The sequence below is a fragment of the uncultured Gimesia sp. genome, from assembly GCF_937919775.1.
In the GTDB taxonomy this organism is placed as follows: domain Bacteria; phylum Planctomycetota; class Planctomycetia; order Planctomycetales; family Planctomycetaceae; genus Gimesia.
Genome location: NZ_CALFPF010000430.1, coordinates 1 through 3,077 on the forward strand (window position 1 = coordinate 1; position 3,077 = coordinate 3,077).

The window sequence follows — 3,077 nt, forward strand, 5'->3', positions numbered from 1 at the left end:
GGCACAAGCGGCAGAAGAGCAAGAAGCGTATCCTTGCGCAGTGCGCCGCGTGTTCTGAGAGGTGGCAGTACGACGACGGGTGGCACATCTGACCGGACGCATTACGTCGAATGTTCCGGCACATAGCGTCATCGTTTACGACACTGCACCTGACGTGCGAACCCAATATTTCCAAAAACCATACGTGGCCCGTATTAAGCAAGATGGGACTTTCGATGTCACAATTAGCGAGCCGGTGAATGTACAGGCAATGGGAATATTGAAAGTCGTCGCCTGTTGCGAAAACGGAACGATGACCGGCGACGGAAAAGACCGGGGACTTAAGAGTGCGCATGAGATCAAGTACCGCACCTCGCGCACGGGATATCAGTTGATCAAATAAGAAGCCGCCGATGCGCTCGCGGCTTCCTGGGGATTCCATGAGCCAGTCACCTTTAATTAAGGCCAGGTGAGATAAAAGAGGGCAGATACTTATATTGGCGGCCCCTCCATTTCAGAGAAACGTTTTAATTCGCCGTATCCACATCGCTTCACCTTTGCCGGTGGCTAAAGATGATTCCGTCAACTGCTTCCAATCAAAATGCAAATCGGTTACCTTGCTTGTTTCCAAAGTCCCTGTACGATAGCAGCCATGAATTCCAGGAGTCACCACTGATGAAGGCGTTTTTTGTCATGCTCCGGCATTTTCTCAGTGCTGGCTTTCACGGTGCTGTCTTTCACGGCATTATCTTGCTCAGTGTGGTCATTGTCATTTACCCCTTATCAATGTCACCTGCCGCTGCGCAGATTCCGCCGGCGCAAGAAGCGCCGCCGGAACCCACCGATACGGCTGCGCCGGAAACCCCCGCGAAGGTCGACGTGAATCCCGTCGCCGGCGATGCCGAGATTGAATCCCGGCTGGTGCGGATTATGGAAGCGACCGGGTGGTTCAAACGGCCGGAAGCGCACGTCGAAGAAGGGGTCGTATTCCTGTCTGGTGAGGTGGATACAGAACCGCACAAGGAGTGGGTGGCAAAACTGGCCAGCAAAACTCAGGATGTTGTGGCCGTCGTGAATCGGATAGAGGTCCGTCAAAAATCCATGTGGGACCTTTCGGATGCGTTTGGAGAACTCACGGCCGTCGGTTTGAAGACGTTTCAAAACATCCCGCTGATTTTTGTCGGCATCCTGTTACTGTTTGTCACCTGGTGGGCCAGTGTCTGGACTGCACGACTTACGGCCGGCCTGTTTCAAAAACGGATGAAAAGCCTCTTACTCGGCGACGTCGCTTCGCGGGCGGCGGCCATCCCGGTGTTTCTGCTCGGCCTCTATCTCATTCTGACGATTTCAGGTTTAACGCGCCTGGCGATGACGGTTCTGGGGGGGACCGGACTGGTGGCTCTGGTGATTGGATTTGCCTTTCGCGATATCGCCGAAAACTTTCTCGCCAGTATCCTGATCAGCATCCAGAGACCGTTTGTGATGGGTGATCTGATCGAGGTTGCTGGCTACAAGGGGTATCTGCAGAGCGTCAATACCCGCTCGGCTTTGCTGATGACGCTTGAGGGAAACCACGTGCAGATTCCCAACGCGACCATCTACAAAGAAACCATCACCAACTTTACAGCCAATCCGAATACCCGCTTCGATTTCCTGGTCGGCATCGGTTACGCCGATGCGATTTCGAAAGCCCAGGCGATTGCCCTGAAGGTGCTCGAAGATCATCCCGCCATCGTTTCTGAGCCGGAATCAATGGTTCTGGTGGAGTCGCTCGGCGCCTCGACGGTGAATCTGAGGGTTTATTTCTGGATCAACACAGCCGAATTCAGCACGTTCAAAGTACGTTCGGCCGTCATTCGACTCACCCTGCTCGCGTTCGATCAGGCGGGAATCTCGATGCCTGACGAGGCCCGCGAAATCGTCTTTCCCGAAGGGGTGCCGGTGCGGATGAGCTCAGAACGCGACCAGATTTCTGAGCCGCCGGTGATCGCACAAGCGAAGCAGCCGCCGTCGGAAGCAGAAGCAGCCTCGGCCAACGAAGCCGAAGGAGATTTAATCAGCGAAGCAAGCGAGATAAAACAACAGGCAAAGTTATCCCGCTCACCAGAATCGGGGCAGAATCTGCTGGAGGATTGATCGAAAACCTGTGGCGGGAACGAAATGCATTCGGTCCCACCCGGGAATGTGAGAGGGAAGGCTCATCGCAACGCGAACGAGCGTGCCTACTTCGTCTTTTCTTTCTCGAACGTGACTAAAATCTGTTGATTCTCGGGGGTCGAAGTGAACTCGGTGGGACGCGATTTTCCGGCTGAGGCGAAGCATAACTTTCGCGTTTTCTTTCCGAGTTCGTAGATTCCCAGGGTCGATTTCCCCTCGTCTTCCCCTGTGGTCGGCGTGATGTCGATGGCCTTGGGATTCTGTGTGGGATCAATGGTGCTGGTGCCCTTCACAATCTCGTTTCCTTCGGAACTCAGACTCCATGTCCCGTCAGCGCCGTTGACCACCGTCATTTTCCTGACATCTTCGTCTTTTGACTTGTTGCCGTTAATTTCGAGGGCGACAATCCGCCATGTGCCTGCGATCCGCTGGCGGTCTTTCCTGATTGCTGCCTCTTTTGCATCGTCGGCGGAAGCGATCATACTCATCGACGTGAGCATGGCAAATGCCCCGACTAACATCAACCCGAAATGAGAACGTTTCATGAGTTTCCCCCTGGTAAGAAGTTCAGATTGGCAGTCGTCACATTAAGTACAACTCTCGATCTTAACAGTCCCGCAGGCAACCGACAACAATTTTCATGATGGCAGTAGCAAGAATCAGGGAGATTGAAGGAGACTGGTTTTATAAAGGTGGCAGCCCCGATTCGGAACAGGAATCGTTCCCGGTATCGTCTCCCACTGCCACTTTTTCCGGGTGAATCACTTTTCAGCCCCCATTCAAACAAGAGGCACGAAGTCGTATTCGCCGATGCCTTGCAGCACCAGAAATGTGGTGGACGTTGTTCCTGCATTGGTCACCAGGTGGGGGGCGACGGGGCCGCACGGAATAGGTCTCACCGGCGCTGAGAGAGATTTCTTCTTTCGGATCTTGCAGATAGA

General features: G+C 53.9%; 3 protein-coding genes. 2 read left to right on the top strand and 1 reads right to left on the bottom strand.

The features are described 5' to 3' along the window. Positions 1–61 precede the first annotated feature (61 nt). Together Q0294_RS12015 and Q0294_RS12020 are read left to right on the top strand one after the other, a co-directional pair. Complete coding sequence (locus Q0294_RS12015) at positions 62–382, top strand: hypothetical protein (RefSeq protein WP_299465356.1); 321 nt, start codon at positions 62–64, stop codon at positions 380–382. Positions 383–654: 272 nt separating this feature from the next. Then, positions 655–2,115 (top strand): mechanosensitive ion channel family protein, encoded by a 1,461-nt coding sequence (locus Q0294_RS12020; protein WP_299465358.1) that lies wholly within the window; start codon positions 655–657, stop codon positions 2,113–2,115. Between the two features lie 86 nt (positions 2,116–2,201). Here Q0294_RS12020 and Q0294_RS12025 read toward each other — a convergent pair whose 3' ends face one another. Further along, entirely contained in the window at positions 2,202–2,681 is a 480-nt protein-coding gene (locus Q0294_RS12025) for a TIGR03067 domain-containing protein (protein ID WP_299465360.1), read from the bottom strand. Positions 2,682–3,077 lie beyond the last annotated feature (396 nt).